At 38.3% G+C, this 24,074-nt stretch carries 22 protein-coding genes, 1 rRNA gene and 1 other annotated feature (1 of these 24 cut by a window edge); of the genes, 20 read left to right on the top strand and 3 right to left on the bottom strand.

Going from position 1 to position 24,074, the window contains the following annotated elements; genetic code table 11:
* The first annotated feature begins 28 nt into the window (after window positions 1–28).
* The 19 genes from IGL23_RS13490 (at window position 29) to guaB (ending at window position 18,969) form a co-directional block, all read left to right on the top strand.
* Complete coding sequence (locus tag IGL23_RS13490; protein ID WP_033594390.1) at window positions 29–259, top strand: hypothetical protein; 231 nt, start codon at window positions 29–31, stop codon at window positions 257–259.
* Between the two features lie 208 nt (window positions 260–467).
* Window positions 468–899, top strand: a complete 432-nt coding sequence (locus IGL23_RS13485) for a type II toxin-antitoxin system VapC family toxin (RefSeq protein WP_033594391.1) — start codon at window positions 468–470, stop codon at window positions 897–899.
* Window positions 900–1,244: 345 nt separating this feature from the next.
* Window positions 1,245–2,045, top strand: a complete 801-nt coding sequence (locus tag IGL23_RS13480) for an SDR family oxidoreductase (RefSeq protein ID WP_002355987.1) — start codon at window positions 1,245–1,247, stop codon at window positions 2,043–2,045.
* A gap of 15 nt (window positions 2,046–2,060) precedes the next feature.
* Window positions 2,061–3,923, top strand: coding sequence for a BglG family transcription antiterminator (locus tag IGL23_RS13475; protein WP_033594392.1), 1,863 nt, complete (start codon window positions 2,061–2,063; stop codon window positions 3,921–3,923).
* On the top strand, window positions 3,920–4,405 hold the full coding sequence (locus IGL23_RS13470; RefSeq protein ID WP_033594393.1) for a transcriptional regulator GutM: 486 nt from the start codon (window positions 3,920–3,922) through the stop codon (window positions 4,403–4,405). The genes IGL23_RS13475 and IGL23_RS13470 overlap by 4 nt, the downstream gene beginning before the upstream one ends.
* Window positions 4,405–4,959 carry a PTS glucitol/sorbitol transporter subunit IIC gene (gene srlA / locus IGL23_RS13465; RefSeq protein ID WP_002355983.1) on the top strand — a complete coding sequence of 185 codons (555 nt, stop codon included), beginning with the start codon at window positions 4,405–4,407 and terminating at the stop codon, window positions 4,957–4,959. Before IGL23_RS13470 ends, srlA begins: the two co-directional genes overlap by 1 nt.
* Window positions 4,960–4,975: 16 nt before the next feature.
* Window positions 4,976–5,971, top strand: coding sequence for a PTS glucitol/sorbitol transporter subunit IIB (srlE, locus tag IGL23_RS13460; RefSeq protein ID WP_002355982.1), 996 nt, complete (start codon window positions 4,976–4,978; stop codon window positions 5,969–5,971).
* 23 nt (window positions 5,972–5,994) lie between these two features.
* Window positions 5,995–6,351, top strand: coding sequence for a PTS glucitol/sorbitol transporter subunit IIA (locus IGL23_RS13455; protein WP_002355981.1), 357 nt, complete (start codon window positions 5,995–5,997; stop codon window positions 6,349–6,351).
* Between the two features lie 27 nt (window positions 6,352–6,378).
* Window positions 6,379–7,056, top strand: a complete 678-nt coding sequence (locus IGL23_RS13450; protein ID WP_033594394.1) for a fructose-6-phosphate aldolase — start codon at window positions 6,379–6,381, stop codon at window positions 7,054–7,056.
* A 200-nt stretch (window positions 7,057–7,256) separates the two neighbouring features.
* Window positions 7,257–9,029, top strand: coding sequence for an oleate hydratase (locus tag IGL23_RS13445; RefSeq protein ID WP_002361446.1), 1,773 nt, complete (start codon window positions 7,257–7,259; stop codon window positions 9,027–9,029).
* A gap of 558 nt (window positions 9,030–9,587) precedes the next feature.
* A complete protein-coding gene (locus IGL23_RS13440) occupies window positions 9,588–10,574 on the top strand; it encodes a DUF3114 domain-containing protein (RefSeq protein ID WP_002379815.1) in 987 nt (328 codons plus the stop codon).
* A 248-nt stretch (window positions 10,575–10,822) separates the two neighbouring features.
* Window positions 10,823–11,539, top strand: coding sequence for a 16S rRNA (guanine(527)-N(7))-methyltransferase RsmG (gene rsmG / locus IGL23_RS13435; protein WP_002355977.1), 717 nt, complete (start codon window positions 10,823–10,825; stop codon window positions 11,537–11,539).
* A gap of 15 nt (window positions 11,540–11,554) precedes the next feature.
* A complete protein-coding gene (locus tag IGL23_RS13430) occupies window positions 11,555–12,316 on the top strand; it encodes a ParA family protein (protein WP_002355976.1) in 762 nt (253 codons plus the stop codon).
* Window positions 12,309–13,199: a ParB/RepB/Spo0J family partition protein gene (locus IGL23_RS13425; RefSeq protein WP_002355975.1), complete on the top strand. Its 891-nt coding sequence runs from the start codon at window positions 12,309–12,311 to the stop codon at window positions 13,197–13,199. Before IGL23_RS13430 ends, IGL23_RS13425 begins: the two co-directional genes overlap by 8 nt.
* A 117-nt stretch (window positions 13,200–13,316) precedes the next feature.
* Complete coding sequence (locus IGL23_RS13420) at window positions 13,317–13,502, top strand: DUF951 domain-containing protein (RefSeq protein ID WP_002355974.1); 186 nt, start codon at window positions 13,317–13,319, stop codon at window positions 13,500–13,502.
* 56 nt (window positions 13,503–13,558) lie between these two features.
* Complete coding sequence (gene ychF, locus IGL23_RS13415) at window positions 13,559–14,674, top strand: redox-regulated ATPase YchF (RefSeq protein WP_002355971.1); 1,116 nt, start codon at window positions 13,559–13,561, stop codon at window positions 14,672–14,674.
* 117 nt (window positions 14,675–14,791) lie between these two features.
* Window positions 14,792–15,481, top strand: coding sequence for a DUF1129 domain-containing protein (locus tag IGL23_RS13410; RefSeq protein WP_002363563.1), 690 nt, complete (start codon window positions 14,792–14,794; stop codon window positions 15,479–15,481).
* Window positions 15,482–15,647: 166 nt separating this feature from the next.
* Window positions 15,648–17,330: a 6-pyruvoyl-tetrahydropterin synthase-related protein gene (locus IGL23_RS13405; RefSeq protein ID WP_033595501.1), complete on the top strand. Its 1,683-nt coding sequence runs from the start codon at window positions 15,648–15,650 to the stop codon at window positions 17,328–17,330.
* A gap of 157 nt (window positions 17,331–17,487) precedes the next feature.
* Window positions 17,488–18,969 carry an IMP dehydrogenase gene (gene guaB, locus IGL23_RS13400; RefSeq protein WP_002355966.1) on the top strand — a complete coding sequence of 494 codons (1,482 nt, stop codon included), beginning with the start codon at window positions 17,488–17,490 and terminating at the stop codon, window positions 18,967–18,969.
* A gap of 211 nt (window positions 18,970–19,180) precedes the next feature.
* Here guaB and serS read toward each other — a convergent pair whose 3' ends face one another.
* The 3 genes from serS to IGL23_RS13385 form a co-directional block, all read right to left on the bottom strand.
* Window positions 19,181–20,452 carry a serine--tRNA ligase gene (gene serS / locus IGL23_RS13395; RefSeq protein WP_002355965.1) on the bottom strand — a complete coding sequence of 424 codons (1,272 nt, stop codon included), beginning with the start codon at window positions 20,450–20,452 and terminating at the stop codon, window positions 19,181–19,183.
* An 87-nt stretch (window positions 20,453–20,539) separates the two neighbouring features.
* Window positions 20,540–20,746 (bottom strand) — a binding site (T-box leader).
* 40 nt (window positions 20,747–20,786) lie between these two features.
* Window positions 20,787–21,968 carry a sensor histidine kinase gene (locus IGL23_RS13390; RefSeq protein WP_002363566.1) on the bottom strand — a complete coding sequence of 394 codons (1,182 nt, stop codon included), beginning with the start codon at window positions 21,966–21,968 and terminating at the stop codon, window positions 20,787–20,789.
* Complete coding sequence (locus IGL23_RS13385; protein ID WP_002355963.1) at window positions 21,958–22,647, bottom strand: response regulator transcription factor; 690 nt, start codon at window positions 22,645–22,647, stop codon at window positions 21,958–21,960. Before IGL23_RS13385 ends, IGL23_RS13390 begins: the two co-directional genes overlap by 11 nt.
* A 665-nt stretch (window positions 22,648–23,312) precedes the next feature.
* Between IGL23_RS13385 and IGL23_RS13380 the strand changes: the two genes are divergently transcribed.
* Window positions 23,313–24,074 (top strand): 16S ribosomal RNA (locus IGL23_RS13380); it runs 799 nt beyond the window's last position.

Raw genomic sequence — 24,074 nt, 5'->3', positions numbered from 1 at the left:
TTCAAGTCATTATGTATAGAAGGTAAGTATGAATTATAACGATGAATTGTTTTTAGTAGAGCATTTACCATCAAACATAGATACAAAATTATACCTTATTAAAAGAAAAAAAGGTGGAGTACAACTAAAGTTACATGTTGCAGGAATTGTGTATCAAGTTATTGATTTAAACAGTGATATTCAGAAATTGTTAAAACAACAAATAGAGTATGGAAAAAGGTTGATAAATGTTTTGAACGAAGATGTAGAAGTTTATTAAAATCAGTTGATGTTGAAAAGAATATGTACAAATCATTAATTGATAATCAGCTTAAAGCTATCATAAATAAATGTAAGTAAAGTGGACTATCGATATAGTCATACCTTATTCAAAGTGCAAATACGTTTAAAAACTTTTAACATAGCACGTCCATTATGGACGTGTTTTTTGGTATAATAGATTAGATGATTTAGCGAGGAGAATTATTATGAACTTCATGTTTGATACAAATGCTTTTGATAAAGTAATAGAGAATTTAGCTGAATTTGAGCGTATAAAAAACAATAACAATTTTTATATGACTTATGTGCAAGAACAAGAATTAATGGATATTCCAGAAATTAAGCGAGCTAAAATGTTAAGTATATTTAGTATGATTAAGGAAGAAAACATTAAAAAAATACCTACAACTACATTTATTTTAAATCATACGCCGATAGGAAGTGGTGGACTGGGGAATGGCAAGGTGTATGAGAAATTACTAAACGAAGGAAAAACAAATGTAAATGATGCGCTGATTGGAGAAACTGCAGTAACAAAAGGATATACTTTGGTAACTAATGATAAGCAATTATATAATAAATTGTTGAAGTACGATATAAGAGTAATGACTTTTGAAGAGTTTTTGTCACAAATATAAATTAATGCTTGTAGTTAATGAAGATTGAATACGGAATACACACAATAATACGTGCTAAAATTTATGAACAAAATCTTATATAAATAAATACCTATAAATCAACATTTGTGAATACTAGGTATTTAACTATTCGAGTACATCGAACAAGGAAAAATCGCGAAAGTGCAAGGATAATAAAAATTTGAAGCAGTTGCTTCTTCACGGATGATTGATTGTGAAGAAGCAACTGCTTTTTTGTTTTGAATTAGTCTACTTTTTTTTCTAAACTGCAAAAAAAGACTGTCTTAAATAATTTCACAAACTGACCTATACTGAAAGCGCAAACAAATGATAGGAGTGGAACAAATGACAGATTGGTTAGGAATTAAAGGAAAAGTAGTGATTGTTACAGGAGGCTCATCTGGTATTGGTCGCAGCATTGTTGAAAGCTTGTTAGCACAAGAGGTCTATGTCGCTAATTTTGATATTTCAGCATCAGAAACGCAACATGAGCATTTACTCTTTGTGAAAGTCGATGTAACTTCTCGAGCAGAAGTAGAAGCGGGTGTCGCTCAAGTGGTGGAAAAATTTGGAACCGTAGATGGCCTAGTAAATAATGCCGGAATCAATATTCCTCGTCTATTGGTGGATAAAAATCATCCTCATGGGCCTTATGAATTATCGGATGAGGTATTCGACAAAATTGTAGCCATCAATCAAAAAGGGCTCTACCTAATGAGCCAAGCAGTGGGCCGGATTCTTGTACAAAAACAAGCAGGTGTCATTATTAATATGTCTTCAGAAGCTGGATTAGAAGGCTCCGAAGGGCAAAGCGCCTACGCTGCAACGAAAGCAGCGGTCAGCAGTTATACACGTTCATGGGCTAAAGAGTTAGGAAAATCAAACGTCCGTGTCGTGGGGATTGCGCCAGGCATTATGGAAGAAACGGGCTTGCGCACTTTAGCATACGAAGAAGCATTGGCTTATACACGAAACATTTCTGTGGAGCAATTGCGAGCAGGTTATTCAAAAACAAGTACGATTCCATTAGGTCGTAGCGGAAAACTCCATGAAGTCGCTGACTTAGTATGCTATTATTTATCAGACCGTTCAAGCTATATTACAGGCATCACCACAAACGTAGCTGGAGGTAAAACAAGAGGATAGAGGTGGGAAAACTAAATGACGCTAGTAAATAGATGGTACCAAGTAATAAAATTACTAGTTGATCACAAAGGAATGAGCTTACAGGAATTGCAAGAAAAATTAGCCGCAAGTCCTCAAACAGTTCGTAAAAACATTGATACATTGAATGATGAATTAATCGGTATCGCCCAAATTATTCAGAAGGAAAATCTCTTTCAGTTAGAAATCAATAACTTTGAAGGTTTTGAAGAGGTTTTGTCTGGACGGCTAAAAAGGGAATCTGATTTTAATTCTTCAAGCAAGCGTGTTTCCTACATTATCAAACGATTAATAGAAGAAGATCAATTTATTTCAACTTATGATTTATCCGAAGAACTCGCCGTTAGTCGCGGCACAGTTAATAAAGACATTAAGCGCATGAAAGAGCTGATTGCTCCTTGGCAGGTTGCGGTTGTAGGCACGCCAAACCGTGGCATTCATTTAGAAGGAAAAGAGTTTGATTTACGCTTACTTCATGTGAATTACGTCCAAGAATATTTTGAAGAACAGTTTCTTCATGAAACTACCAAACAAATGATACAAAAAATAATCAAAGAAACAAGACTAGCAAAACAAGATAGTTTTCTTTTACGAAGAGTGGTTTCAATTGTTTTGCAGCGTGTTTTAGCTGGAAAACTCATTACGGAACTACCACCAGAATATGTTGATTATGTTCGTCATAACGAGCAGATTGAAGAACTGATGTATCATTTGGAAATAACCTATAATGTAACGTTAAGCCAATGGGAACGTTCCTTTATCAGCTTTCCTTTTAACATCAACACAAACCATATTCGTAATTCTTTATTGGCTGATGAAGGACTCTTAGCTGACTATTTTCAAAAAATGATGAAAAAAATTCATCATTCAGTTGTTGTTGAATTTGATGAGGACTTCTTGTTTTCAGAAATGAAAGATCATTTAAGAAACGTGATGAATCGACTCGTTTTTCATGTGGAATGTCACGATTTATTTTATGGAGAAATTGAACGTCAATATCCTTTGGCCTATGAATTAGCCAAAATTGGCTTGCAAGAATTGGGCCGTTTGTTAAATCGTTGTGTGCCGACGGTTGAATTTGGGTATCTCGCTTTGTATTTTGAACTAGCATTGAGAGGGAACTATGAAGCGGGAGCCAAAAAAGAAATCGCTGTAATCTGCAGTACAGGTCATGGAACGGCCTTGATCATTCAGCGGCAATTGGAAAAAGTTTTGGGTCCAGACGTCCAGATTGCCCATTTTTCTGAAGAAGAGGCAGAGAGAAGAGAATTGAATCAATATTTTGCTATTTTTACAACCATTCCCTTAAAAAATATTCGACCACAAACACCGATGATCCATTTAACTAATTTATTTAACGATACTTGGCTCAGAAATGAGTGGCAGAGAGCAAAAGAAATTCGTTCCGTGGAATCTCAAAATATTCATATGACCTATCAATTATTAGAGAATACTCAAGGTTACCGAGCGAATATCCAGAAAATGGTTGCTGATTTAGAAGCAGAAAAATTAGTAGATCCTCAATTTATCGAACGAATTTTTACTAGAGAAGATCAACAAACAACTATTTTTGAATCGGGGATTGCCTTTCCCCATACAATTAATCAAGCCTTACCAACGATTATTTTATCGATTGGGGTTTTTGAAGAATCACTGGTTACATCAGAAGGTAAAGTTGATGTTATTTTGCTGTTGGGTATTCCAGAAGAGCTGACGGCCACTGTTGAAGCAGAGTTACTACAACTATATGACCGCTTGTTTACAATCGCAGGAGACGAACGTTTACGTAATGAGTTACGGAAGCAACGAGATGTTTTAGCGGTTAAAGAGTGGATGCAAAGGAAGGGGATTATCATATGAGCTTTATCTACGTATTCGGAGCGCTTTTTTTAACAGCTTACTTTGTTCAGATAGCTATGGGAATGAAACAGATTAAACACTTTAATCAAAACTACCAAGAATTGCGACAATTAGGGAAAGTCGCGATTGGTCGACGTGCAGGGAAGTTAAAAGCTGGCACGATTATCTTATTTGCTGTGGATTCGCAAGGGAAAATCTTAGCCGCTAGAAAGATGCAAGGTGTCACCGTTCTAGCTAAATTTCATCCCTTACCTCAGTATGTGAACGAGGATATTCATTATATGGATCATTACCATCCACTCGTACAAAAGGAAAATAAATTAACCCAACAAGCGATGGAAAATGCACGAGAAATTTACTTACGTGTTGAGTTTGGCAATTATCAAGAAACACAACCATTAACGCCGCTTAATGGAGCCAAAATTCAATGGCAATTATGGAAAAATAAAGTACAAACAAAATTGAAAGGAAGTGTCGAGTAATGTCTTATATTACAAAATTTGCGGAAGGATTTATGCACCTTTTCCAAACAGGAGCAGAAACATTTATTTCTTGGATGACAGGCATCGTACCTGTTGTTTTGATGTTAATGGTAGCTATGAATACTTTAATTGCTTTTCTAGGAGAAGAAAGAGTAACCAAGGTAGCCAAACTTTCTGCCAAAAATCCTGTTACGCGATATTTAGTGCTGCCTTTTTTATCCGCTTTTATGTTAGGCAATCCAATGTCCTTTACGATGGCTCGATTTTTACCAGAATACTATAAACCTAGCTATTATGCTGCACAAGCGCAATTTTGTCATACCAGTAATGGAGTTTTTCCTCATATTAATCCTGGTGAATTGTTCGTTTGGTTAGGGATTGCGCAAGGGATTGATACGTTAGGACTAAATTCGATGGACCTAGCGATTCGCTATATGTTTGTAGGGATATTAATGAATTTTATTGGCGGTTGGGTTACCGATTTCACTACCGCCTATGTTTGCAAACAACAAGGAATTACCCTTAGTAAAACAGTAGAGATTGCTGTGGATTAGAAAGGAGCAAGGTGAGATGACGTACAATAGTATTAAGGTAGTTAAAGGAAATGGCGGTTATGGTGGGCCCTTAGTGATTACACCGACAGAAGAAAAACATAAATTTATTTACATTACAGGTGGCGGCGAGAAACCCGCAATTGTTGATAAAATCGTAGAATTGACAGGAATGGAAGCGGTCAATGGTTTTAAGACATCGATTCCAGATGATGAAATCGCATTAGCCATTATTGATTGTGGAGGCACTCTTCGTTGCGGAATTTATCCTAAAAAAGGAATTCCTACTATTAACGTTGTTCCAACTGGCAAAAGTGGTCCCTTAGCACAATACATTAATGAGACAATTTATGTTTCCGCTGTAGGCCCGAAACAGATTACATTGACATCAGAAGAAGCTGCTGCTGATACAGAAAAGCCCACCTCGAAAAAAACAGAATTTAAATATGATACAAGTAAAAAAATTACTGAACAAAAAGCGGAACAACAAAGTTTTGTTGCGAAAATTGGTATGGGTGCAGGAAAAGTTGTAGCGACATTCAACCAATCAGCCCGTGAAGGCGTACAAACGATGATCAACACAGTGATTCCGTTTATGGCATTTGTTTCTTTATTAATTGGTGTGATTCAAGGTTCAGGAATTGGTGAATTTTTTGCCAATATCATGGCGCCATTGGCAGGAAACATTGTGGGTTTAACAATTATTGGTTTTATTTGTTCTCTGCCGTTTCTTTCTCCTTTATTAGGTCCTGGAGCAGTAATCAGCCAAGTAATTGGTACGTTAATTGGTGTGGAAATTGGGAAAGGCAACATTCCGCCACAACTAGCCTTACCAGCATTGTTTGCTATTAATACACAAAACGCGTGCGACTTTATTCCCGTGGGCTTAGGCTTGGAAGAAGCTGAAGCTGAAACCGTTGAAGTCGGGGTCCCTTCTGTTTTATATTCTCGTTTCTTAAATGGTGCCCCTCGAGTACTAGTTGCTTGGTTAGCAAGTTTTGGATTGTATAGTTAAAAAATTTTTTTGGAGGATGGGAAATGTCAGTATTTACAACAAAGGTTCAGTCTATTGGGCCAGAAGCCGAATTATTTAAAGAAGAAAAAATGGTCATCTTATTTGGAAAAGATGCACCAGATGCTTTAGCAGATTATTGTTATAACATTGAGGTTCAGCCAGTCACAGAAGCGATTACGGACAAGCAAACGTTAGTGATTGATGAACAAACTTACCAGATTACCGCTGTAGGCGAGGTAGTATTAACTAATTTAGACACATTGGGTCACATTACTATTAAATTTGATGGCGCAACAACACCTGAATTACCAGGTACATTATATGTTGAAGAAAAAGCTATTCCTGAAATAACTGTTGGTACAACAATCACTATTCTATAATTATCGTTTAAGGGAGGAACGTAAAAGATGGAATTTATGCTAGATACAATTAATCTTGAGGCTATTCGAAAGTATCAGAAAATTTTACCACTGGCAGGCGTAACGTCTAATCCCAGTATTGTTAAACAAGCAGGAAAAATTGACTTCTTTGCGCAGATGAAAGAAATCAAAAAAACGATTGGACAAGCGAGTTTGCACGTCCAAGTGGTCGGTCAAACGACAGAAGAGATGCTAGAAGATGCCCAAACCATTGTACAACAATTAGGCCAAGAAACATTCATTAAAATCCCAGTCAATGAAGCAGGCTTGGCAGCCATCAAACAACTAAAGCAGGCAAATTATCGGATAACAGCAACCGCTATTTATACAGAATTTCAAGGCTACCTAGCGATTGCGGCAGGTGCAGATTATTTAGCGCCGTATTATAATAGGATGGAGAATTTAACAATTGATTCTCAAAAGGTTATTGAGCATTTAGCTGCAGAAATTAAACGGACGAACGCAAAGAGTAAGATCTTAGCTGCTAGTTTTAAAAACGTGGCACAAATTAATCAAGCCTGTCAAATGGGGGCGCAAGCGGTCACTATCGCACCAGAACTCGTGACACAAGGCTTGGCAATGCCCGCCATTCAAAAAGCAGTAACTGATTTTCAGGAAGATTGGGTTACTGTTTTTGGAGTAGAAACGGTAAAAGAATTAACATAAAAAGAACGAGAAGAAAAAGCGGCCATTTTTCTTCTCGTTCTTTTTTTGTTTCACATGAAACATCTACGATTATTCACTTGCTTAAAAATTAGACAATTTTCTTTATTTGTCAAAGAATTTCTTAAAAAAAAGGGTTATCTTTTGGGTATTTTTTTTGGTAGCAGTATGATGAGGGTATCAAATGATAGGAGGAAACGAGAATGAGATACACAAATGGAAATTATGAAGCATTTGCTCGACCAAGAAAACCAAAAGGTGTAGATGACAAGAGTGCCTATATTGTTGGTGGTGGCCTAGCAGGTTTAGCAACGGCTGTTTTCTTAATTCGTGACGGTCAAATGAAGGGCGAAAATATTCACATTTTTGAAGAACTCACGCTGTCTGGCGGTTCTTTAGATGGTAAATTTATTCCCCATGATGGCTTTGTCACTCGCGGCGGACGCGAAATGGAAAACCATTTCGAGTGTTTGTGGGATCTATTTCGTTCGGTACCATCATTAGAAGTAGAAGATGCCTCTGTCCTAGATGAGTTTTACCGTTTAGATTTAGATGATCCGAATTCTTCAAATTGCCGCATTATTCATAACCGTGGCGAACGTGTCCCAGATGATGGACAATTTACTTTATCCAAAAAAGCACAAAAAGAAATCGTTGATTTATTTATGACTTCTGAAGATCAATTAATTGGCAAAAAAATTGAAGATGTTTTCGGCGAAGAATTTTTTGAATCCAACTTTTGGATCTATTGGTGTTCAATGTTTGCTTTTGAAAAATGGCACTCTGCCATTGAAATGCGCCGTTACATCATGCGCTTTATCCACCACATCAAAGGTTTGCCTGACTTTACAGCCTTGAAGTTTACCAAATACAATCAATACGAATCGTTAGTGAAACCATTATTAAGCTTTTTAACCAATCAAGGGGTAGACTTTCAATATGAAACAACGATCAATGATATCCAAGTCGACATCAAAGGAGCTACTAAAGTTGCTCGGCGATTATTGTTGACACAAGCGGGCAAAACCAAAGAAATTCCTTTAACTGAAAATGATTTAGTCTTCGTAACGAATGGCTCAATTACTGAAAGTTCGACGCAAGGAGATCATCATACACCAGCACCAATTACTCATGAACTAGGGGGAAGTTGGAATCTCTGGAAAAACTTAGCAAAACAATCCCCAGAATTTGGGCACCCAGAAGTTTTCTGTGAAAATTTACCAGATGAAAGTTGGTTTGTCTCAGCAACGATTACGTGGGAAAATTTCGATATTGAACCGTATCTTTCTCGGTTAACACATCGTAAATTACGCACAGGAAAAATTGTCACAGGTGGTATTATTACTATCAAAGACTCTAATTGGATGATGAGTTTCGCTATGCATAGACAACCGCATTTTAAAGAACAAAATGATCAACAATCTATAACTTGGGTATATGGATTACTTTCTAATAAACCAGGAAATTATATTAAAAAACCAATCGAACAATGTACAGGCCAAGAAATTACGCAAGAGTTACTTTATCATTTAGGGGTCCCAGAAGGGGAAATTGAACGTATTTCAGAAGAATCGGCTACCACTATTCCGGTTTATATGCCGTTTATCACTTCTTACTTTATGTTAAGAGAACCAGGCGATCGACCATTAGTTGTACCAAACGGCTCTAAAAATCTTGCTTTCATTGGGAACTTCGCAGATACTGAACGAGATACGGTGTTTACAACAGAGTATTCTGTACGGACAGCGATGGAAGCTGTTTATCAATTGCTAGAGGTTGAACGCGGAGTACCAGAAGTGTTTGCTTCTGCATACGACTTGCGCGTCTTAGCAAACTCTGTTTATTATTTATCTGACAAGAAAAAATTAACAGAAATGGATATGCCGTTCGTGGAACGCAAAATGGTTGAACACTTTGTGAAGAAATTTGAGGATACGTATATTGGTGATATTTTAAGAGAAAATCATTTAATTTAGTTGAAAGAGGTCGGGATAGAAGTGTTTAACTCCGAGAAATAAGAAGGAATTTCCGAAAATTGTTCTATAATTTTTGGAGAATTTCGGCTTATTTCCGAAGGAGTTGCTTCTGTTCCCGCCGTTTATCAGTTTTTGAGCGTGGAGCAAAAGTCCAAAGTGATTTTTGTCCCATGCTCTTTTTTGTTGGATTATCAACCGTTGAATAAATATTCATTATTGTGTATATTTCTTTTGTGATTTTATAGATATTAAATATATAATATGTTGAATGGGAGTAGCCAGTGGGCAACTTCGCAAAAAAATCTTAATTTCTGAAGAGACTTTTTCAAAATTTTGTTGAAAAGAAGGCGCATTTTTACCATAGTTTCTTCACATTTAACGGCTATTATTTAAACATACCCGATAAACAAAACCCTAACAAAACACTTTTTCATTTTTTAACTCCTCCGCCCGCCCTTCCCCAAAGGGCGGGTTGTTTTTTTGCGTTAAAGCAGTTGGCATTTTGCGGGGAAAGGATTATCATTATAGAAGAAGTATATAGAAAAAGGCGGCGAGAAGATGGGACGTTGGCAAGAATTACAACAAGCAATGAGTGCTGGTGTAGAGGCGGCGATTGACGCTGGCTGGGACCGCCAAGCTGTTTATGGATTAGTGGAAAGCGCCATAAAAGACACGCGTTTCTTGCCACTTGAGCAAGCGAAAACAGCAGTCACGGAACTGTTTTCTGAAGTGGAAGAAGTGGGCTCTTCAGCGTATGAGCGATTATTTCGCTTTTCGGCTTATCGTCCGCAAGAAAAGCTCTCGTTACTGTTATGGCAATTAGGTGCAGTGTTGGATCAGCATGGCATGTTGCAATTAGTAGGACCTTATCGTTTCTCGAAGACGGTTGCACCGCATGCGACGTTTTGGGATTTGTTGGCAAAAACAGTTCAAAAAGCCTATCCGTTAGGTCTTCTTGGGAGCTTTAACCAAGAGAAAGCGAAAAAGATACATCAATTAAGAATGTATATTGATCGTCAAAATATCACGTATATCCGCGATTTTTTTAAACAAGAAGGGGACACCGATGAACAGGCATTAAAACGCTATGTTTTTGCGGCCAAGCCGCAAGGAATGGGCGGGCGGAAGCTGAAAAAAAGCTCTGCTCGTTTACACAACAAATACCCTGAGGGGGCATCTTATTCTTTAATTAATAAGAAACGATTGACGCCTAATTTTCACAGTGAGTTTATTTTGAATGAAGAAGGGACCTTTGTAACCCAGTGGGATGTGTTAGTTGAAGACTGGCGAGGCAGATTAATTAGTAATCCAGCTTATTATCAAGCGGCCAAAAACAATGAATACCAGGAAAAAGTCTTGAATGGTGAATCGTTTAATTATGCAAATCGGAATAATCGTACCCATGAATTACTAGATAGTTCACCACCAGGGAGATTTGATCATCAATTACGAAAAACAGCCAAAAAAGGTTGGTTAAGTCCCCGTATCCAAGAATACGACTACCGCAGAGAACGACAAATAAAGTGCGATGATTATAGTAAGTAAAACAAGCCAATGTTTCACATGAAACATTGGCTTGTTTTACTCTTAGAGAAAGGCGGTTTTCGTTGCCGCCAATTGAACATTTTGGCCCGTGGGCTAGAGCCTTTTTACTACACAAAAAGGCGGATTTTTCTTTTATCATTCAGGCAAAAATCTTCCGAAAAGCATTGCAAGAAATTGCTATTTGCGTTAAAGTAGGAAAAGATGATTGTGAAACATTTTTCTGTTTCACAAAAAAGGAAGGAGTCTTTATGCTACCCGAAGAATTTAGACAACTATTAGCCGCAAAAGGCATTGAATTGACAGACCAACAGATGACACAATTTGACCAATATTTCCATTTACTAGTAGAATGGAATGAAAAAATGAATTTAACAGCCATTACAGAAGAAAAAGAAGTTTATTTGAAACATTTCTATGATTCTGTTTCGTTGGCATTCTTTGAAGACTTTGCCAGTGACAAAGCCATTTGTGATGTTGGCGCAGGCGCAGGATTTCCAAGTATTCCTTTGAAAATTGTTTTTCCTTCATTAAATGTCACAATTGTTGACTCTTTAAATAAACGAATTACTTTCCTAACAGAGTTGGTGAATCAACTAGGTTTGGCTAATGTTTCTTTGTATCATGATCGTGCAGAAACATTTGGTCAAAAAGCAGAATTTCGTGGCGCGTTTGATTACGTTACAGCGCGAGCAGTTGCACGATTAAATGTTTTAAGTGAACTGTGTTTACCCTTAGTTAAAAAAGAAGGCTATTTTTTAGCCTTAAAAGCATCGAAAAGTGAAGAAGAAATTAATGAAGCAAAACCTGCAATCGCTACATTAGGCGGTCAATTTCAAAAAGAAGTTGGTTTTACTTTGCCGATTACGGCAGACGAACGCCACATTGTCGTGATTCAAAAGAAAAAAGAAACCCCTAAAAAATATCCCAGAAAACCTGGATTACCAAATAAACAACCGATTAAATAAGATGGAGGCACACACATGACACGAATTATTTCTGTAGCGAACCAAAAAGGCGGTGTTGGTAAAACAACGACCACTGTAAATTTAGGCGCATGTTTAGCAAACTTAGGCAAAAAAGTCTTACTGATCGACATTGATGCACAAGGAAATGCTACCAGTGGCATGGGTGTTCCTAAACCAGATGTCGCACACGATGTGTATGATGTCCTTGTAAATGAAGAACCAATCACTAGCGTGGTTCAACATACCAGCCGTGAAAATTTAGATATTGTCCCTGCAACTATTCAATTAGCAGGCGCCGAAATTGAATTAACTTCAATGATGGCTCGAGAATCGCGCTTGAAATTAGCAATTGATGAAGTAAGAGACATGTATGATTTCGTTTTAATTGATTGCCCGCCTTCTCTAGGGCATTTAACAATCAATGCTTTTACAGCAAGTGATTCGATTCTAATTCCTGTTCAATGTGAATATTACGCATTAGAAGGCTTGAGTCAATTGCTAAATACGATTCGCTTGGTTCAAAAACATTTTAACCCTGAATTGAAAATTGAAGGGGTCTTGTTAACCATGTACGATGCTCGGACCAATTTAGGTGCCGAAGTCGTTGAAGAAGTCCGTAAATATTTCCGTGAAAAAGTCTATGACACGATTATTCCAAGAAATGTCCGTTTATCCGAAGCACCAAGTCATGGTTTACCAATCATTGACTATGATATTCGCTCAAAAGGTGCCGAAGTGTATCAAGCACTAGCAAAGGAAGTGTTGGAGAATGAATAAAGGCAAAGGTTTAGGCAGAGGCATCGATGCCTTGTTTCAAGATATCGCAAAGCTAGAAGATGTCGACGTTAAGAACGAACAAGTGACAGAAATTCTATTAAACGAACTTCGTCCCAATCCTTACCAACCGCGGAAAACATTTGATGAAACCTCTTTACAAGAACTTGCAAACTCGATTCTACATTCCGGTGTGTTTCAACCGATTATTGTTCGTAAATCGGCAGTTAAAGGCTATGAAATTATTGCAGGTGAGCGTCGGTTCCGGGCTTCTAAATTAGCCGGCAAAGAAAAAATTCCCGCAATTATTCGCGAATTTGATGAAGAATCCATGATGCAAGTTGCTGTTTTGGAAAACTTACAAAGGGAAGATTTAAATCCGCTAGAAGAAGCAGAAGCCTATGAAATGCTAATGAAAAATTTGAAATTAACACAAGCGGAAGTCGCAGAACGTTTGGGAAAAAGTCGCCCGTATATTGCCAATTATTTACGGTTGCTAACTTTACCAGATGCGGTCAAAGCAATGGTTCAAAAACAAAGCATGTCAATGGGTCAAGCACGGACGTTATTAGGCTTGAAGAACAAAGAACAGCTATTGCCATTAGCTAATCGTTGTATTAAAGACAATTTAACGGTTCGACAATTAGAACAACTTGTCGCTGAATTAAACGAAACACAAGGCAAAAAGGGCAAAAAAGCGAAAAAAGCCATCAAAGAAAAACCCATTTATATTCGAGAAAGTGAAGACCGCTTAATGGATAAATTTGGGACAACCGTAGCGATTCAAGAAAAAGAAGGCAAAGGAAAAATTGAAATTGAGTACTTGTCCTCTTCGGATTTGGCTAGAATTTTAGATATTTTAGATATTCATTTTGACGAGGAATAAAAAGCAAAGTGAGAAAGTAAGACAGAAAGTCACAAATCCTTTTGCTAGTTTCGTTAAAAAATGGTATTGTAATCATGGTATTTTTATATAAGTAAGAGAAGAAAGAAGGCTTGGAACATGTATGATTTAGGCGATATTGTCGAAATGAAAAAGCCGCATGCTTGCCAAGCAAATCGTTGGCAAATCATTCGCATGGGCGCTGATATCAAAATCAAGTGCACGAATTGCGGGCATATTGTCATGATGCCGCGTCGTGATTTTACTAAAAAATTAAAAAAAGTAATCGAGAAAAAAGCAGACTAATGCTTTGATGCCTCTAATAGAAAAGAGAATAGACTGAGAGAAAGAGTGGAAAACAAATGGCACTAACAGCTGGAATTGTCGGCTTACCAAACGTTGGTAAATCGACCCTATTTAACGCAATTACAAAAGCAGGAGCAGAAGCTGCAAATTATCCCTTTGCAACGATTGATCCGAACGTCGGCATGGTTGAAGTACCAGATGCCCGTTTACAACGCTTGACAGAACTAGTAAAACCGAAAAAAACAGTTCCCACAACGTTTGAATTTACAGACATCGCCGGAATTGTTAAAGGTGCCAGCAAAGGAGAAGGACTGGGAAATCAGTTTTTAAGTCACATTCGTCAAGTAGATGCAATCTGTCACGTGGTTCGTTGTTTTGATGACGAAAATATCATGCGTGAACAAAATCGAGATGCGGATTTCGTTGATCCTTTAGCAGACATTGATACAATTAATTTAGAGCTAATTTTAGCAGATTTAGATTCAATCAATAAGCGCTATACTCGCGTGGCTAAAATGGCGAAAGCAAAAGATAAAGAAGCGGTGGAAGAATTAGCTGTTTTAGACAAAATTAAACCAGTTTTAGAAGAAGGTTTATCTGCTCGTACGATTGAATTTACGCCAGAAGAAGAGAAAATTGTTAAATCTCTTTTCTTATTAACCACAAAGCCGGTCCTTTATGTAGCAAATGTTTCAGAAGATGAAGTGGCGGATCCAGACAACAATGAGTATGTACAACAAGTTCGTAATTTTGCAACCAGTGAAAATGCGGAAGTAATCGTAGTTAGTGCGCGAGCAGAAGAAGAAATTGCTGAATTGGATTCTGAAGAAGACAAGGCTGAATTTTTAGAAGCAATGGGCATTGAACAATCTGGCTTAGATCAATTGATTCGTGCGGCGTACGATTTGTTAGGCTTAGCTACCTACTTTACAGCTGGTGAACAAGAAGTTCGTGCGTGGACGTTCCGTAAGGGAATCAAGGCACCTCAAGCAGCTGGGATTATCCACAGTGACTTTGAACGAGGCTTCATTCGTGCGGAAACAGTTTCTTATGAAGACCTAGATAAATATGGCAATATGCAAGCTGCCAAAGAAGCGGGCCGTGTTCGTTTAGAAGGAAAAGACTACGTCGTTCAAGATGGCGATGTTATGTTGTTCCGTTTTAACGTTTAAGAAAAGACCCATGCCATGCCCAACAAGCAATTTGTTTTGGGGTAAGCCCACATATTTAAGGCCATTCAGCCGTTTAGAAAGAGGTTCCCTCTACATGAGGGTGAGGAGGATACAACTATGGAAGCAGAAGCATTACGAGCAATCGTGGCTGAGAATCGTCAATTAGAACAGAATTTGACTAAAAGAAATGAACAATACATTTTTGACTTAAAAAAATCATTAAAAGCGGCTAATTTATCTGAAGAGGAGCTAGCATTGGCTCTACACGGTATTTTACCAGAATTAGTAGCCGGTCAAAAAACAGGCAAAACAGCCCGTCAGTTATTTGGCACTGTTTCAGAACGGACGGAAGCAATTTTAAATAAACCAGCAGAAGTCAAAGAACCAGCGGGCTGGATGATTTGGCTCGACAATACCTTACTATTACTTGGTTTATTAACAATCATGTTAGCGGCGATGTCTCTATTTTCAAAAGGAACCGCACAACCTCTCGGATTAACCACATATATCTTAGGTGCGATGGCTGGGGGTTATGTTTTCTATCTAATGCACAAATATGTTTACCGTTTTGATCGTCAAGGTGGCGACAAAAGCAAACGTCCTGGTTGGTTAAAAACGACTGCCATTCTATTTGGCGGAATGTTCTTGTGGATTGCAGTTTTCGCTGGTTCAGCAATGCTGCCACCAGTGATCAATCCCATTTTAGATCCGATGATTGCTTTAGTAATCGGTGCGTTAGCCTTTGTAGCACGCTATTTCTTCAAGAAAAAATACAATATTCAAGGTAGTTTCATGACACGTCAATAAACGGCGCGCGCTCAATTGTGAATGCGCTCGGCTGACGCAGAAACTGCAACAAGCAAATTCGCTCTCTCAATAGAGCGTTTTAACAGTTAAAGCCTGGGGGATTAGTCGAAAAAACTAGTGTCCCAGGCTTCTGTTTTCAGAAGTTTGCTAAAGAAAGGAGCCTCTTATGGGACAACAAGTGAAGTCTTGGTGCCGTCAACACGAGCGGCTACTCATTTTTATTAGTTTTCTCTTATTAAGTGGACTTTCTCTCTATTTTGTCTATTTTCAAGAGAATTTTTTACGAGCAAGTGATTTCCGCTTTCATCAAAATCGGGTGGAAGGTCTCGCATTAGCAATTAAAAACAACGACTGGTTTCCTAAAATCAATTATTTTTTCTTGGGAGGCTATGGCTATGCCTCTAGTTTGTTTTATCCAGATGCGTATCTTTATTTACCTGCGCTTTTGCGTGTTCTGGGTTTTTCCTTTGTCGCTAGTATGGCGATTTTTGTGTTTGCGGTAAATTTGGCAACATTCAGTCTTACTTATTATGCAGGCCGATTCATGGCGCTCTCTAAAAAAAGAAGCTATCTCTTTGCCATTTTGTATGGCTTATCTATTTACCGCATGCAAGACTTGTTTAATCGCCAAGCGTTAGGAGAATTTTTGGCGCTAAGCTTTTTTCCGTTGGTCTTAGCGAGCCTGTTTTTATTACGAAAGGGAACCACGAAATGTTGGCCGTTGTTAACGCTGGCGATGACTGGCATTGGGTTGGCTCACTTTATTTCTATTGAAATGGTTTCTATTTGGATTGGGTTATACATTCTGTTTTATTGGCAGCAGTTTTTTAAAAAGGAGGTCCTGTGGGCATTAGCGAAGGCTGCAGGTCTGACGCTGCTTTGGCTGGCCTTTTATCTTTTACCAGTTGCTGAACAAATGAAAAATCAAGTGTTTAAAGTTACATCCAATCCACTCACTTATATTTCCGAAAGAAGTTATCCCATTGATTCTCTTTTCATTAATAGTTTAAAGAGCAGTGTTTTTCACGCGAAAACAGCGAATCTAGGAACCCTTTTGTTTGTGGGACTTGTTGTAGCAGTGGTTTCGCTTGCCAGCAAAAAAATTCAGAACAAACGGTTTATTGGTTTGACGCTGGTACTCTTATTGATGGTTACCACGCTTTTTCCTTGGCACTGGCTGAACCACACGCCTTTAAATACGATTCAGTTTCCTTGGCGGTTTTTAGGGATTCTTTCCGTAATGCTCGCTTTTTTCATTGCTCAAGACGAATGGGGCGTTTTCCGTAAATCTTGGACTGTGGCTTTGTTGGTTTTCCTTGCCATCAGCAATTTAGGCATTTATCAATATCAAAGTATTCAGTCACAACAAGGTCGCCTGTTAACAAAAGCTGAGTATGAGCAACCAACGCCTTTTTATATCGGTGCGGGCCATGAATATTTGCCAGATGAAATCAATTATCAGGAATTATTGAAACAGAAAAAACGACCACTTGATTATTCGGCAGAACAAGTAACCATTACAAATGTTAGAATGCCTTATGGGAAAATTTCATTTAACTACCAAGTGGTGAAGCAATCAGCGAAGGTGACCGTTCCTTTTATTTATTACTTAGGCTATCAAGCCACGATTCAAATGAAAAACCAAACGGGCGCTAAAAAAATGAGCCTAACCAATCAAGGAGGTTTAGCCGCTCTTTCTTTATCTGGTACAGGACATGTCGACATCCGTTACCAAAGAACAAAAGTGCAAAAAATAGGGACAATGATGACCTTGCTTTCTGTCGGCGGTTTTGGATTTAGCCGATTTTTACAACAAAAAAAGAAACACAAGATAAAAGAACAACGATGAAAGTAGGACCTTAATTAGGAAGAGTTGAATAAAGGACAAACCGATTTCGGCGTTTTGTCCTTTATTCCTCATTGATTATTTAAACAAATCTAGTTGACTTCCTTAGTATTATCTGTTATTTTCATATATAAAATTAAGTCGAGGAGTGGACAAAAAAATGTCAAATTGGGAAACAAAATTTGCGAAAAAAGGTCTTACATTTGATGATGTGCTATTAATCCCTGCAGAAAGCCATGTCTTACCAAATGATGTAGACATGAGTGTACAATTAGCTAAAAATATCAAGTTAAATATTCCATTGATGAGTGCCAGTATGGATACTGTTACAGATAGTAATATGGCAATTGCGATGGCTCGTCAAGGTGGACTAGGTGTCGTACATAAAAATATGACTGTCGCCCAACAAGCAGACGAAGTACGTAAAGTCAAACGTTCTGAAAGCGGCGTTATCATTGATCCATTCTTTCTAACACCAACAAACTTAGTAGCGGATGCAGAAGAATTAATGAGTCGTTACCGTATTAGCGGTGTGCCAATTGTAGAAACAATGGAAAACCGTAAATTAGTCGGAATTATTACAAACCGTGATATGCGTTTTGTAACCGACTACCAAATCAAAATCGAAGAAGTCATGACAAAAGATCATTTAGTCACTGCGCCAGTTGGCACATCTTTAAAAGATGCAGAAAAAATCTTACAAAAACATAAAATCGAAAAATTACCAATCGTTGATGAAGCAGGTCGCTTAAGTGGCTTAATTACAATTAAAGACATTGAAAAAGTGATTGAATTCCCAAATGCTGCCAAAGACGAACACGGTCGTTTACTTGTGGCGGCAGCAGTCGGTGTTACTAGTGATACGTTCGAACGTGCGGAAGCATTATTAGAAGCAGGTGCCGATGCGATTGTTATCGATACTGCACATGGCCATAGTGCCGGCGTTATTCGCAAAATTAAAGAAATTCGTGAAACGTTCCCTGAAGCAACATTAATTGCTGGTAATGTTGCCACTGCTGAAGCAACCAAAGCATTGTATGATGTCGGCGTTGACGTTGTCAAAGTTGGTATTGGACCTGGTTCAATTTGTACAACACGTGTCGTTGCTGGTGTTGGTGTTCCTCAATTAACAGCGATTTATGATGCTGCTTCTGTAGCTAGAGAATATGGTAAAGCAATTATCGCTGATGGCGGTATTAAATATTCTGGTGATATCGTGAAAGCCTTAGCTGCTGGTGGACATGCTGTAATGCTAGGAAGTATGTTAGCAGGTACAGATGAATCTCCAGGCGAATTTGAAATTTATCAAGGCCGTCGTTTCAAAACTTACCGTGGCATGGGCTCATTAGGTGCAATGGAAAAAGGATCAAGTGATCGTTACTTCCAAGGAAGTGTCAATGAAGCAAACAAATTAGTGCCAGAAGGAATCGAAGGACGTGTTGCTTACAAAGGAAGCGTTTCTGATATTGTCTTCCAATTAATCGGTGGCTTGAAATCAGGGATGGGTTACGTCGGTGCAGCAGACCTGAAAGCGTTGCGTGAAGAAGCACAATTTGTTCAAATGAGTGGTAACGGATTGAAAGAATCACATCCACATGACGTTCAAATCACAAAAGAAGCACCAAACTATTCTGTTCAATAAAATAAAAGCTGATTTTTTTGAAATTTAAAAGAGGCAGACGTCATTTCGACGTCTGCCTCTTTTTCTGTAGAATGAAGGATTTGCTTCTGTTTCCGCCGTTTATCAATTTTTAAGCCTGTAACAAAAATCCAAAGTGATTTTTGTTACAGGCTCCTTTTCCTATAGAATAAAAGCCGTTATCTGATATCAGACAACGACCTTCATCTTCCCTTTATTTAATAACTGTTAGGTTACCCATGTAAGGAACTAGGACTTCTGGTACAGTCACAGAGCCATCTTCGTTTTGGTAGTTTTCTAAAATAGCAGCGACTGTCCGTCCTACGGCTAAACCAGAACCATTGAGTGTATGCGCATATTGGACTTTATCATTTTCATCACGGTAACGAATCATCGCACGGCGCGCTTGGAAATCTTCACAGTTTGAGCATGAACTGATTTCACGGTATGTCTCTTGAGCGGGAATCCAAACTTCCAAGTCATAAGTTTTCGCAGCTGAGAAGCCCATGTCACCTGTTGAAAGAGCCATGACACGGTAAGGTAATCCCAGTTTTTGCAGAATTTCTTCGGCATTATTCGTCATTTTTTCTAATTCCTCATAAGAATGCTCTGCATCACTAAATTTAACCATTTCGACTTTATTAAATTGGTGTAAACGAATTAATCCTCGTGTGTCACGACCAGCGCTACCAGCTTCAGAACGGAAAGAAGGGCTCAAGGCCGTAAAGTAAATCGGTAAATCCTTTCCATCTAAAATTTCATTGTTGTAGTAATTAGTTAACGGGACTTCTGCCGTTGGGATTAACGTTAAATCTGTATCTTGTAATTGGAAGACATCTTCTTTAAATTTAGGAAATTGGCCAGTTCCGAACATGGCGGTGTCATTAACGATATAAGGCGTAATCATTTCTGTATAGCCATGTTCATAAACATGTAAATCTAACATGAAGTTGTATAACGCACGTTCTAAGCGAGCACCTAAGCCTTTGTAATAAACAAAACGGCTACCAGCTACTTTGGCACCACGTTCAAAATCTAGAATGCCTAAGTTTTCAGCGACTTCCCAGTGTGGTTTTGGTTCAAAAGCAAAAGTTCTTGGTTCACTCCAACGACGTACTTCTACATTTTCTTCTTCACCAGCACCAACAGGCACAGAATCATCTGGCAAATTCGGTAAAGTAGTTGTGATCCCACGTAGCTCTTCGTCAATAGCGTTAATTTCTGCATCTAATGCTTTAATATTGCCGCCGACTTCTTTCATTTCCGCGATTTTGGCCGTTGCATCTTCTTTGTTTCGTTTTAATTGAGCAATTTCAGCAGACACATCATTCCGGTATTTTTTCATTTCTTCGACTTTGACTAATAAATCACGGCGACTTTCATCTAAACGCAGAAATTCCACTAAGATTTCTTCTTTCACGCCACGGGTTTGTAGCTTTGCTTTTACTTCGTCAAAATTTTGACGCATCATTTTTACATCTAACATATTTTTTCCTCCTTAAAATTAGTACATAATCAATAATAACTGTTGTAGAAAACAACAAAAAAGCCATCTCACCCCAAAAATAAATATTCTTGGGACGAAATGACTGGAAATCTCGCGGTACCACCCAAGTTCAGTAATGTTACTGCCCTTGATTTGCAGATAACGGCTGCAGACCGTTCCAACTTATTTCGCTGGACACCTGGAAGAGACGGACTTCTTTATAGATGAATGTTTGCTCGCACCCCCGCAAACTCTCTGGAATTCAGTGCCATAAATACTTTTTCTCTTAGTTTTCTCTTTTCTATAGAATACCGAAAAAGTTCAGGGATGTCAATTAACTCTCTGATTTCTTGTTGGTACGCTGTAAGGGTAGATGAATAATAAAGGAAGTCCACTTTTGATCAGACTTCGCATAAATATATCCACCATGTAAAGCGACAATACTTTGTGCAATAGCCAGACCTAAACCAGTACCCCCCGTTTCTTGTGATCGGGATTCTTCGACACGATAGAAGCGGTCAAACAACTGATCTAAAGAATGTTTAGGGATAGCTGGTCCATCATTGCGAACAGCAATAATTGCTTCGGTGCCGACTTTGTCTACTTCCATTACAATATGATGGCCACCTTTGCCATATTTCAAAGCGTTTGAAAGAAGGTTGTTAAAGACTCGGACTAGTTTTTCCGTATCGCCTTCCATCATTAAAGAAGCTGGATTGGCTTTTACTTGGATTTGCATATTAATCTTTTTCGCTTCCAATTCAAAATCGGCAGCAAGCTGTTCAATTAATTGTGCCATATCAAAAGTCGTCGTATGAATCGGTACACTTGGTTGACGGACTTTTGTATATTCAAAAAGATCATCAACTAATAATTTCATTTGTTTCGCTTTGACGTAAGCGGTATGCGTATATTTCAGTAAATCTTCTTGGCTATGAAATTGACGATCTTCAATCAATCCCAGATAACCAATAATAGAAGTTAACGGTGTCCGAATATCATGACTGACATTCGTAATTAATTCATCTTTTGATTTTTCAATTCGCCGTTCATCTTCAATGGCTGCGACAGTACTATCCACCAGACCGTTAATACTCGTCACGACTTTTGCTAAATCACCACTTAATTCAAACGGAATGCGGTGATTGTAATTACCATCAGCGATGTAATGTAACTCACTGATAATATGACGCAATTGCATTTGGTGGTAGCGACGAATTAAGCGCCAATAGAGAACAGCTGCATCTACTAAAAAGAAAATGGGTAAGACAAATTTATTCCAGCTCCAAAACAAATCAGTATTTAATTCTTTAGCGACCGCATCCTTAGTGGCCCAGATGACACCAGCTAAGGGCGAGTTTTCACTAAGTAGTTGTCCTAAAAGGAACATAATTGAGACATTTAATAGTAGTAATAAAACAATTGTCACAATTGCTTCTGCTAATAACTCGCTGATTTCTTTAGAAGTTAAGGTAATTCGTTTTTGTTTTTCAATCTTTTTAGGTTTAACGAGCATCGATCTTATATCCAACTCCCCACACTGTTTGAATGACTTTTTCTCCACCAGTTGCTTCTTCAATCTTATCTCTTAAATGACTGACGTGAACCATCACGGTTTTAGCAGAAACAATACTTTCTTGTTGCCACACACGCTCAAAAATTTCATCCGCACTAAACACACGATTTGGATGACTAGCTAATAGATAGAGGATACCAAACTCAAGAGCGGTTAATTGAATTTCTTTTCCTTCTATTGTTTTGACTTCGTGAGAGTCCTTATTAATCATTAATGGGCCGACTTCTAATTCATCGGGTTCCTCTTTGGTTAATTGCATTTGGCTTCTACGTAAAATAGACTTTACCCGAGCCATTACTTCTAAAGGATTAAAAGGCTTGGTGACATAATCGTCTGCACCAGCAACTAAGCCTTTGATTTTATCCATATCGGTTGTTTTTGCTGTTAACATAATAATTGGAATTTGCGATTCTTTTCGAAGTTCTTTCACTACTTCCATTCCATCCATAATTGGCATCATAATGTCCAAGATTAATAAATCGATATCTGGTGTTGTGTGCAATTTGGATAATGCTTCTTTTCCATCATAAGCTTTCACGACTTCGTATCCTTCATTATGAATATAAATACTCAATAGTTCTACAATTTCTTTATCATCATCTGCAACTAAAATTTTCATAAGCGTTCATTTCCTCCATATATAAAAAATCTCTTTTCCATATTTTAACAAATAATTGCTAAAAAGGACAAAATCCTTGATATATTACGATAAATTTAGAAGATTTTGCTAAAAGTTAATAAACTATAGTCAAAAAAGGATGAAAGGGGGTAAAAAACGAACAAAAATACCTAGACCAATCATAATAATCGGTATTGAAAAAAATTTTAAAAAAAGTGAAAATAATGATTGACCAATGCTTGAAATCTTGGTATATTATTACATGTCGCAAGGCGAGTCACACAGCTGAGCGATTCAGAAATCAATAATTAAATAACAATTCTTGATTTCAAATATCTCGAAAAAAGTTTGAAAAAACAACAAAAAAGTTGTTGACAAATAACAAACGAGATGATAAGATATAGAAGTTGTCACAACAGACAACAACAACCGAGCAAAACAACTTAAAAAACTTTTTTAAAAAAGTTCTTGACATTCAAACGAAAGTTTGTTATGATATAAAAGTTGCTGCGAGGTAACGTAGACCTTTGAAAACTGAACAAAGAATAGACGAACCAAATGTGTAGGGCGTCTTGATTCAATTCAAGACAACAAACATTTTTAACAAGCAAGCAATATGCTAGCAAACAAATTGAGCTTAACAATCGCAAGATTGTTCTAACTTTTATTATGAGAGTTTGATCCTGGCTCAGGACGAACGCTGGCGGCGTGCCTAATACATGCAAGTCGAACGCTTCTTTCCTCCCGAGTGCTTGCACTCAATTGGAAAGAGGAGTGGCGGACGGGTGAGTAACACGTGGGTAACCTACCCATCAGAGGGGGATAACACTTGGAAACAGGTGCTAATACCGCATAACAGTTTATGCCGCATGGCATAAGAGTGAAAGGCGCTTTCGGGTGTCGCTGATGGATGGACCCGCGGTGCATTAGCTAGTTGGTGAGGTAACGGCTCACCAAGGCCACGATGCATAGCCGACCTGAGAGGGTGATCGGCCACACTGGGACTGAGACACGGCCCAGACTCCTACGGGAGGCAGCAGTAGGGAATCTTCGGCAATGGACGAAAGTCTGACCGAGCAACGCCGCGTGAGTGAAGAAGGTTTTCGGATCGTAAAACTCTGTTGTTAGAGAAGAACAAGGACGTTAGTAACTGAACGTCCCCTGACGGTATCTAACCAGAAAGCCACGGCTAACTACGTGCCAGCAGCCGCGGTAATACGTAGGTGGCAAGCGTTGTCCGGATTTATTGGGCGTAAAGCGAGCGCAGGCGGTTTCTTAAGTCTGATGTGAAAGCCCCCGGCTCAACCGGGGAGGGTCATTGGAAACTGGGAGACTTGAGTGCAGAAGAGGAGAGTGGAATTCCATGTGTAGCGGTGAAATGCGTAGATATATGGAGGAACACCAGTGGCGAAGGCGGCTCTCTGGTC

Source organism: Enterococcus sp. MSG3299 (genome assembly GCF_050555765.1).
In the GTDB taxonomy this organism is placed as follows: domain Bacteria; phylum Bacillota; class Bacilli; order Lactobacillales; family Enterococcaceae; genus Enterococcus; species Enterococcus faecalis.
This window is presented reverse-complemented; position numbering and strand designations above follow the sequence as displayed.

Bases quoted from the DNA above. Each gene is read 5' to 3' on its own strand.
- IGL23_RS13470 (WP_033594393.1), top strand. From the start codon at position 3,920: ATGAGCTTTATCTACGTATTCGGAGCGCTTTTTTTAACAGCTTACTTT.
- IGL23_RS13410 (WP_002363563.1), top strand. From the start codon at position 14,792: ATGGAAGCAGAAGCATTACGAGCAATCGTGGCTGAGAATCGTCAATTA.
- IGL23_RS13420 (WP_002355974.1), top strand. From the start codon at position 13,317: ATGTATGATTTAGGCGATATTGTCGAAATGAAAAAGCCGCATGCTTGC.
- IGL23_RS13485 (WP_033594391.1), top strand. From the start codon at position 468: ATGAACTTCATGTTTGATACAAATGCTTTTGATAAAGTAATAGAGAAT.
- IGL23_RS13390 (WP_002363566.1), bottom strand. From the start codon at position 21,968: ATGCTCGTTAAACCTAAAAAGATTGAAAAACAAAAACGAATTACCTTA.
- IGL23_RS13425 (WP_002355975.1), top strand. From the start codon at position 12,309: ATGAATAAAGGCAAAGGTTTAGGCAGAGGCATCGATGCCTTGTTTCAA.
- IGL23_RS13430 (WP_002355976.1), top strand. From the start codon at position 11,555: ATGACACGAATTATTTCTGTAGCGAACCAAAAAGGCGGTGTTGGTAAA.
- guaB (WP_002355966.1), top strand. From the start codon at position 17,488: ATGTCAAATTGGGAAACAAAATTTGCGAAAAAAGGTCTTACATTTGAT.
- IGL23_RS13445 (WP_002361446.1), top strand. From the start codon at position 7,257: ATGAGATACACAAATGGAAATTATGAAGCATTTGCTCGACCAAGAAAA.
- ychF (WP_002355971.1), top strand. From the start codon at position 13,559: ATGGCACTAACAGCTGGAATTGTCGGCTTACCAAACGTTGGTAAATCG.
- IGL23_RS13480 (WP_002355987.1), top strand. From the start codon at position 1,245: ATGACAGATTGGTTAGGAATTAAAGGAAAAGTAGTGATTGTTACAGGA.
- IGL23_RS13490 (WP_033594390.1), top strand. From the start codon at position 29: ATGAATTATAACGATGAATTGTTTTTAGTAGAGCATTTACCATCAAAC.
- srlE (WP_002355982.1), top strand. From the start codon at position 4,976: ATGACGTACAATAGTATTAAGGTAGTTAAAGGAAATGGCGGTTATGGT.
- IGL23_RS13475 (WP_033594392.1), top strand. From the start codon at position 2,061: ATGACGCTAGTAAATAGATGGTACCAAGTAATAAAATTACTAGTTGAT.
- IGL23_RS13450 (WP_033594394.1), top strand. From the start codon at position 6,379: ATGGAATTTATGCTAGATACAATTAATCTTGAGGCTATTCGAAAGTAT.
- srlA (WP_002355983.1), top strand. From the start codon at position 4,405: ATGTCTTATATTACAAAATTTGCGGAAGGATTTATGCACCTTTTCCAA.
- serS (WP_002355965.1), bottom strand. From the start codon at position 20,452: ATGTTAGATGTAAAAATGATGCGTCAAAATTTTGACGAAGTAAAAGCA.
- rsmG (WP_002355977.1), top strand. From the start codon at position 10,823: ATGCTACCCGAAGAATTTAGACAACTATTAGCCGCAAAAGGCATTGAA.
- IGL23_RS13385 (WP_002355963.1), bottom strand. From the start codon at position 22,647: ATGAAAATTTTAGTTGCAGATGATGATAAAGAAATTGTAGAACTATTG.
- IGL23_RS13440 (WP_002379815.1), top strand. From the start codon at position 9,588: ATGGGACGTTGGCAAGAATTACAACAAGCAATGAGTGCTGGTGTAGAG.
- IGL23_RS13405 (WP_033595501.1), top strand. From the start codon at position 15,648: ATGGGACAACAAGTGAAGTCTTGGTGCCGTCAACACGAGCGGCTACTC.
- IGL23_RS13455 (WP_002355981.1), top strand. From the start codon at position 5,995: ATGTCAGTATTTACAACAAAGGTTCAGTCTATTGGGCCAGAAGCCGAA.